General features: G+C 73.0%; 7 protein-coding genes. 1 reads left to right on the forward strand and 6 read right to left on the reverse strand.

Features of this window, described 5'->3' with window-relative positions:
- From KME80_RS49060 to KME80_RS49085, 6 genes are all read right to left on the reverse strand, one after another.
- On the reverse strand, positions 1-563 hold a 563-nt coding region (locus KME80_RS49060; protein ID WP_219519709.1), incomplete at its 3' end, for an ADP-ribosylglycohydrolase family protein.
- Positions 560-1,870 (reverse strand): ABC transporter substrate-binding protein, encoded by a 1,311-nt coding sequence (locus tag KME80_RS49065; RefSeq protein WP_219519711.1) that lies wholly within the window; start codon positions 1,868-1,870, stop codon positions 560-562. The genes KME80_RS49065 and KME80_RS49060, both read right to left, overlap by 4 nt.
- Positions 1,871-1,880: 10 nt before the next feature.
- Positions 1,881-2,699, reverse strand: coding sequence for a carbohydrate ABC transporter permease (locus KME80_RS49070; RefSeq protein WP_219519715.1), 819 nt, complete (start codon positions 2,697-2,699; stop codon positions 1,881-1,883).
- Complete coding sequence (locus tag KME80_RS49075; protein ID WP_219519717.1) at positions 2,696-3,607, reverse strand: carbohydrate ABC transporter permease; 912 nt, start codon at positions 3,605-3,607, stop codon at positions 2,696-2,698. Before KME80_RS49075 ends, KME80_RS49070 begins: the two co-directional genes overlap by 4 nt.
- Positions 3,604-4,674, reverse strand: a complete 1,071-nt coding sequence (locus KME80_RS49080) for a LacI family DNA-binding transcriptional regulator (protein WP_219519719.1) — start codon at positions 4,672-4,674, stop codon at positions 3,604-3,606. The genes KME80_RS49075 and KME80_RS49080 overlap by 4 nt, the downstream gene beginning before the upstream one ends.
- Before the next feature lie 165 nt (positions 4,675-4,839).
- Positions 4,840-6,060 carry an MFS transporter gene (locus tag KME80_RS49085; RefSeq protein ID WP_308126267.1) on the reverse strand — a complete coding sequence of 407 codons (1,221 nt, stop codon included), beginning with the start codon at positions 6,058-6,060 and terminating at the stop codon, positions 4,840-4,842.
- Between the two features lie 24 nt (positions 6,061-6,084).
- Here KME80_RS49085 and KME80_RS49090 point away from each other — a divergent pair.
- On the forward strand, positions 6,085-6,996 hold a 912-nt coding region (locus tag KME80_RS49090; RefSeq protein WP_219519720.1), incomplete at its 3' end, for an ROK family protein.

The raw sequence follows: 6,996 nt of genomic DNA on the forward strand, positions 1-6,996 counted from the left end.
CCCCCGCCGCGCCCCGCCCCCCCCCCCCCCCCCGGCGCGGCCCCGCCCATGGCGGCGGCGACCGCCCCGGCGACCGCGCGGCCGCCGAGAATGCCCTCGCCCGACTGGCTGACGAGCCCGTCCTGTTCGACCAGCCGCGCCGCCTCCGCCGGGTCGCCGGGACAGAAGATCCCGTACGGCGCGGCCCGCATGGCCAGCCCGTCGGACCAGCCGTGCTGGTGCACCATCCCGGTCAGCGGCGGCTCCAGCCCGCGGCGCAGCGCCTCGATGGTGCCGAGCTCGGAGAACCCGGCGCCGCGCATCGGCCCGGTCACCAGCGGGATGATCCGCTCCCGGTAGGCGGCGGCCACGTCGGCCGGGGTCAGGTCGTGCCCGTGCGCCACCAGCAGCGACGCGGCGAAGATGGCGTACTCGGTGTCGTCGGTGCCGCCGCCCTCGATCTCGGTGAGCCGCCCCCAGCGGCGGCGGATCTCGGCGGGGGTCAGGTTCTCGGCGGGCGCCCCGAGGGCGTCGCCGGCCGCCAGGCCGAGCAGACACCCCCGGGCCCTGTCGCGATACGTCACCGCTGGTACCGCTCCAGCACCTCGTTGCCCTCCTCGACGAGCCGCTTGGCCGCCTCGTCCAGGGTGATCTTGTTGGCGAAGAACTCCTGCAGCACCGGCGTGGCGACCTTGCTCTTCCACTCGTCGAACCCGTTCACCTTGAGGAACGGCGCGACGACGAGGCTCTTGGCGGAGGCGGTGGCCACGTCCCAGCCGTTCTCCTCGGTGGTGATGGCGGGGTCGGCGGCGGCCTTCTGCGAGGTCGGCAGCAGCCAGTCGCCCTTGGCGAGCTTGGCCTGGTTGGGGCCGTTGAGGAAGAACGCCATGAACTTCATGGCCTCCTCCGGGTGCTTGCTGTCGGCGGCGACGGACAGCGTCTGGGAGACCGCGCCCTGCTCGGTGGTGGTGCCCTTGAGCGGCGGCAGCGTCACCCACTCGAAGCCGTCGGGCGCCTGCTCGGCGACCTGCTGGCGCAGGTAGACGCCGACGGGCAGCATCGCGTACTTGTCGGCGAAGAAGCCGGGCAGCGGGTCGGCGGTGCCCATGCCGAGCGCCGAGGTGTCGGCCGTCTTGTCCTTGTAGAGCTGGTCGTGGATGCGCTGGAGGACTTCCTTCTCCTCCGCGCCGACCTTGACGGTGGTCTTGCCGTCGGCGCCGGTCTGGAAGAAGGTGCCGCCGAAGTTGAGCGCCAGGTTGAGCGTCTTGTTGACGGGCGACTTCATCGGCCAGGCGACGCCGAACGTGTCGCCCTTGGTGAGCTTCTTGCTGACCTCGGCGAACTCGTCCCACGTCCACGGCTCGCCGGCGGTGGGGATGCGCACCTTGGCGGCGTCCAGGAGCTTCTTGTTGGCGATGATGACCTGCGACTCCTGCAGGAACGGCACGCCGTAGACGCCCTGGTTGCCCTTGCCGTCGTCGAAGGTGACGGTGTCCCAGGCGGCCTGCGGGATGTCGGCCTTGAGCTCGGCCGGCACCTTGCCGGTCAGGTCGAGCAGGTAGCCCTTGGAGGCGAAGCCGGACAACGCCGGGGAGTCGTCGTGGATGACGTCCGGCGCGTCGCCGCCCTCGAAGGAGGTGACGAGCTGGTCGTTGACGTTGTCCCAGCTGCCCTGGACGTAGGTGACCTGGATGTTCGGGTTGGCCTTGTTCCACTCCTCGACGAGCGCCTTGTTGGCCGCGACCGACTCCTTCTGCCAGGCGAGGCTGAGGAAGTCGAGCTTGACCGGCTCGTTCGGGGTGCCGGAGGACCCGCTGTCCCCGCCGCTGCCGCCGCACCCGGCGGCCAGCGCGACGACCGCCGCCGCAGCCAACGCGGATTTGATACGCATGTGAGCCCTCCTAGCCCTTCACAGCGCCGGCCATCAGACCTGACCTCAGCCTGCGCTGGATGATTGCGAAAAAGATCAGGCTCGGGATCGTCGCCATGAGCGACGCCGCGGCGAGCGGGCCGAGCCTCGACACGCCCTCCGGGCCGGTGAACCTCACCAGCGTCAGGGGGAGCGTCATCACGTCCGGGTCCTTCAGGACCACGAGCGCGAACAGGAACTCGTTCCACGAGGAGATGAACGAGAACAGCAGTGTCGCCACCACGCCGGGCGCGAGCAGCGGCGCGACGACGCTGACGATCGCGCGCAGCCGGGTCGCCCCGTCGACGGAGGCGGCCTCCTCCAGCTCGCGCGGCACCGAGCGGACGTAGCCCTGGAGCATCCACAGCGCGAACGGCAGCGTGAACGTCACGTGCACGACGACGAGTCCCGGCAGGGTGTTCACCAGGTCGAGCTGCCGCAGCACCATGAACAGCGGGATGATGATCAGGATGAACGGGAACACCTGGCTGACGAGCACCCAGCCGAGCGCGACCCGCTTGAGCGCGCCCTGGTAGCGGGCCAGCGCGTAGGAGGCGGGCAGCGCCACGGCCACCGTCAGCGCCGAGCTGGCCAGGGCCACGACCAGGCTGCGCAGCCCGGCCCCGACGAGGTCCTGCTCGCTGAACGCGTCGGAGAAGTTGGCCAGCGTCGGGCTGCGCGGGATCCACGTGGGGTCGAGGCTCGCCATCTCCTGCGGCGTCTTCAGCGCCGTCGACAGCAGCCACACCAGCGGGAAGGCCAGGAACACCATGTACGCCAGCAGCGCGACGTACTGGGGGATCTTCTTCATGACGCCTCCCTCAGTTGCCGCCACAGATAGACGCCGAGCAGGCCGAGCACGACGATGACGATGCTGACGCCGAGCGCGGCCGCGTAGCCGAAGAAGCCGTAGCGGAACGCCTCCTCGTAGGCGAACAGCATCGGCAGCCGCGTCTGCCCGCCGGGCCCGCCCTGGGTGAGCACGTAGACCAGGCTGAACTGGTTGACGTTCCACACGAAGTCGAGCGAGGTGATGGTGACGATGATGGGGCGCAGCTGGGGCAGCGTGATGCTCCAGAACTTGCGCCAGGTGCCCGCGCCGTCCATCGCGCCGGCCTCGTACAGCTCCCTGGGCACGTTCTGCAGGCCGGCCAGCAGCACCACGGTGGTCTGCGGCATGCCGCTCCAGATGCCCATGACGATGATGGCGGGCAGCGCCCAGGAGAAGTCGGCCAGCCAGTTGATGTCGGTGCCGAGCGTGCTGTTCACGATGCCGGCGTCGGGATGGTAGACGAGCCGCCACATCAGGCCGATGACCACGGGCGGCATCGCCCACGGCACGACGGCGAGCACCCGGGCCAGGCCGCGCAGGAACAGCTTCTGGTTGAGCAGCAGCGCCAGCCCCAGCGAGGCGAGGAACTGCAGCACGGTCACGGTGACCGACCAGATCAGGCCGATCCGCATGGACGACCAGAAGTCGCCGTCGCCGAGCAGGTCGGCGAAGTTCTCCAGGCCGACGAAGCTCGTCTCGTGGTTGCGCCCGGCCTCGGCGTCGGTGAACGCCAGCCCGATCCCGTACAGCAGCGGGCCCACGCTGAACAGCACCACCGGCACCAGCGCCGGCAGCATCAGCACCCACATCTCGCGGGTCTGCCTCGGCCGCTGCCGGCCGCGCGCGTGCCGGGCCGGCGGCGCCGGCTTCGTCGCGGTGGCCGTCATGACCTGCCCCCCTCCCTCTTGTCAGCTCGTGTACGGCCCGCCGCCCGGGAAGCCGGGTAGGGCTCCTCCCCCGTCGTCGAGGCGCGCACCGCCAGGCGGGGCGGGACCGTCACCAGGCGGGGCTCGCGGTCGCCGTGCTGCAGCCGGTCCAGCAGCAGCTCGGCCGCGGCCTTGCCGCGTTCGGCCGAGCCGAGCGAGACGCTGGTCAGCGACGGCCAGGAGGCCGCGGCCAGGTCGGTGTCGTCCATGCCGACCACGGCCACGTCCTCGGGCACCCGCCGGCCGGCGGCGCGCAGCACGTCGAGCGCGCCGAGCGCGATGAGGTCGTTGGCGCACATGAGCGCGTCGACCCCGGGCTCGCGGAGCAGCAGCTCGGCGACGGCCCGGGCGCCTTCGGCGCGGTAGAAGTCGCCGATCTCGACCAGGTTCTCGTCGTAGGGCAGCCCGAGCGTCTCCAGCGCCTCGCGGTAGGCGGCGCCGCGGGCCGCGCCGGGCACGGTGTCGAGCGGGCCGTTGACCATGCCGATGCGCCGCCGCCCGAGCGCGTGCAGGTGGTCGACGGCCAGCTTGACGCCGGTGCGCGAGTCGGCGCGCACGTTGTCGACCGGGGTGCCCTCCGGCACCGATCCGATGATCACGACGGGGGCGCGGGCGGCGCGCAGCATCTGCAGGTGCTGTTCGGTGACGCGCAGCGGGCTCATGATGAGCCCGTCGACGTAGCGTTCGCCGAGGCTGTGCAGCACGTCGATCTCGTCGGCGGCCACGGCGTCGGTGGAGTGCAGCACGAGCCGGTAGCCGGCGGCCTTGAGCACGGGCTGGATCTGCCGGAGCATGGCGAGGTAGGCGGGGTTGCCGACGTCGGCCATGGCGAAGGCGACCTGGTGGGTGCGGCGCGACTTGAGCGAGCGGGCCACGGCGTTGCGCACGTAGCCGAGCTCGTCGGCGGCGGCCATCACCTTGCGCACGGTCTCCTGCCTGGTCGGCAGGCCGTTGAGCACCCGCGACACCGAGGCGATGGAGACACCGGCGCGCTCGGCGATCGTGGTGATCGTGGGTCCGTCGGCCAAGGCTGTCCTTCCAGATTCGTAAACGATTTCAGACACCTGCTGTAAACGTTTACGGTGTTTGGCACATGAAACAGCCCCCGTAACCGCAGGGTCAAGTCACGATCCCATAACACCAGGTCAGGGGACTGTTTCCCAAATCGGGGCCAGGCGGACGGCTACGGAGCGTCAGTCGCGGGCCGAGGCGGGCACCGGGTCGGGGGCCGGCGTCAGCCGGTCGAGCGAACGGATGGACGGGGCCCCGGTGAGCGCCACGACGGCCGACAGGACGGCGGGCACGATCAGCGCGACCGGCAGCGAGGACGCCTCCGCCACGTAGCCGAGCACGGCGGGGCCGACCAGGAGCCCGCTGTAGCCGAAGGCCGTCACCAGCGACAGCGCCTTGCCGACGGGCCCGCCCGCGGCGCCGACCGCGCTGAAGATCACCGGCACGACGGTGGCGAGGCCGACGCCCGCCAGGGCCCAGCCGGTCCAGGCGCAGGCCAGCGCGAGCGGGCCGGTCGCCGGGGCGGCGAGCACGAGCACGTAGCCGCAGGTGGCGAGCAGCCCGGCAAGCTGGATGGTGCGGATCGAGCCGAGGCGGGCCCGGATCGGGTCGCCCAGCAGGCGGATGGCGGTCATGGCGACGGCGAAGACCGTGTAGGCCAGCGGCGCGGCTGCCGGGTCGGCGTCGAGGACCCAGCGGGCGTGCAGCGCGGCCCAGTCGATCGCGGCGCCCTCGGCCAGGTGCCCGGCGAAGGCGGCGACGCCGAGCAGCGCGATCAGCCCCCACTTCAGCGGCGACCCGGACCGGGCGGCCTGCTGCTCGGCGGCGTGCGCGGGCGGGTCGGGCAGCAGCAGCCGCGCCGCCGGCAGGTACAGGAACGGCACCACCACGCCCGCCACGACGAGCAGCGCCTGGGCGTCCAGCCCGGCCTGCAGCACCAGGGCTGTGATCGCGCCGCCGGCCGCCCCGCCGAGGCTCCAGGTGCCGTGGAACGCCGAGATGATCGGCCGCGCGTAACGCCGCTCGACCTCGACCGAGTGGGCGTTCATGGCCACCTCGGTGACGCCCAGCCCCAGGCCGAACAGCACCGCCAGCACCGCCAGCCACAGGTAGTCGGGCGCGAGCGCGGGCCCGAGCAGCACCACGGCCGACGCCGGCCCGGCGAACCAGCACACCGCCCGGCTGGACCACCGGTCGACCAGCGGCCCGGCCACGAGCATCGACACCAGCGCGCCGCCCGAGATGAGCAGCAGCACGCTGCCCAGCCGGGCCGGGCCGAGGTCCAGCCGGTCGTTCAGCGACGGCAGCCCGGCCGCCCACAGGCCCATGACGAGTCCCGCCAGGAAGAAGAAGCCGAACACCCCGATACGGGCACGTCGAGCGTCATCGCGTCTTTTGTTCACGTCTAGAGCATAATGAGAGTCACGATGTCTGGGAACAGTGGAGCGACGACGACCGGCGAGCTGCGCGCGCACAACCGGGTGCGGCTGCTGCGCGCCGTGCACGACGGCGGGGCCACGCTGACCCGGTCGCGGCTCACCCGCGATCTGGAGCTGGCCAGGGGCACCGCGTCGGTGCTGGTCGGCGGTCTGGCCGAGGACGCGCTGCTGCACGAGGAGCCGGCCCCGGAGCAGGCCAGGGGCCGCCCGACGATGGTGCCGGGGCCGCATCCGCGAGGTCCCGTCGTGCTGGCCGCCGACCTGCGGGAGGACGCCTGGGAGCTGGCGGCGTGCGAGCTGGGCGGCCGGACGGCCGTGCTGGAGGTGCGCGGCCACGACGGCACCCCGCGCGGCGCGCTGGAGCCGCTGGGGGCCGCGCTGCGCGAGCACCGGGCGCGCCTTCGCGGACGGGCCGTGGGCGCCGGCGTGGCGGTGGCGGGCCCGATCGGCCCCGGCGGCCGGGCGGACGTGCCGCACCTGGGCTGGCGCGCGGTCGACGTGCCCGCCCTGCTGGGGCTGCCACCCGGCTGGGTCCGGGTCGGCAACGACACCGCGCTGGCCGGGCTGGCCGAGGCCAGGCGCGGGCTGCTGCGCGGCGTCGGCGTCGGCCTGCACCTGCACGTGGACTTCGACCTGGGCGGGGTGCTCGTCGTCGGCGGCCGGCCGCTGGAGGGCGCCGGCGGGATGGGCGCCGAGTTCGGCCACATGCCGCTGACCGGTGGCTCGCTGCCGTGCGCGTGCGGCGCGACGGGCTGCTGGGCGCTCGACGTGGGCGCGAACGCGCTGCTGCGTCACATGGGCCTGGCCCACGGCGGCGGCCGGGGCCGCGAGCAGGCCGAGCGGGTGATGGCCGCGGCGCGGGCGGGCGAGCCGGCCGCGGCGCGCGCGGTGGCGGCCGCC

The sequence above is a fragment of the Nonomuraea ceibae genome (genome assembly GCF_019396325.1).
Classification (GTDB): Bacteria; Actinomycetota; Actinomycetes; order Streptosporangiales; family Streptosporangiaceae; genus Nonomuraea; species Nonomuraea ceibae.

Bases quoted from the DNA above. Each gene is read 5' to 3' on its own strand.
- KME80_RS49070 (WP_219519715.1), bottom strand. From the start codon at position 2,699: ATGAAGAAGATCCCCCAGTACGTCGCGCTGCTGGCGTACATGGTGTTC.
- KME80_RS49065 (WP_219519711.1), bottom strand. From the start codon at position 1,870: ATGCGTATCAAATCCGCGTTGGCTGCGGCGGCGGTCGTCGCGCTGGCC.
- KME80_RS49075 (WP_219519717.1), bottom strand. From the start codon at position 3,607: ATGACGGCCACCGCGACGAAGCCGGCGCCGCCGGCCCGGCACGCGCGC.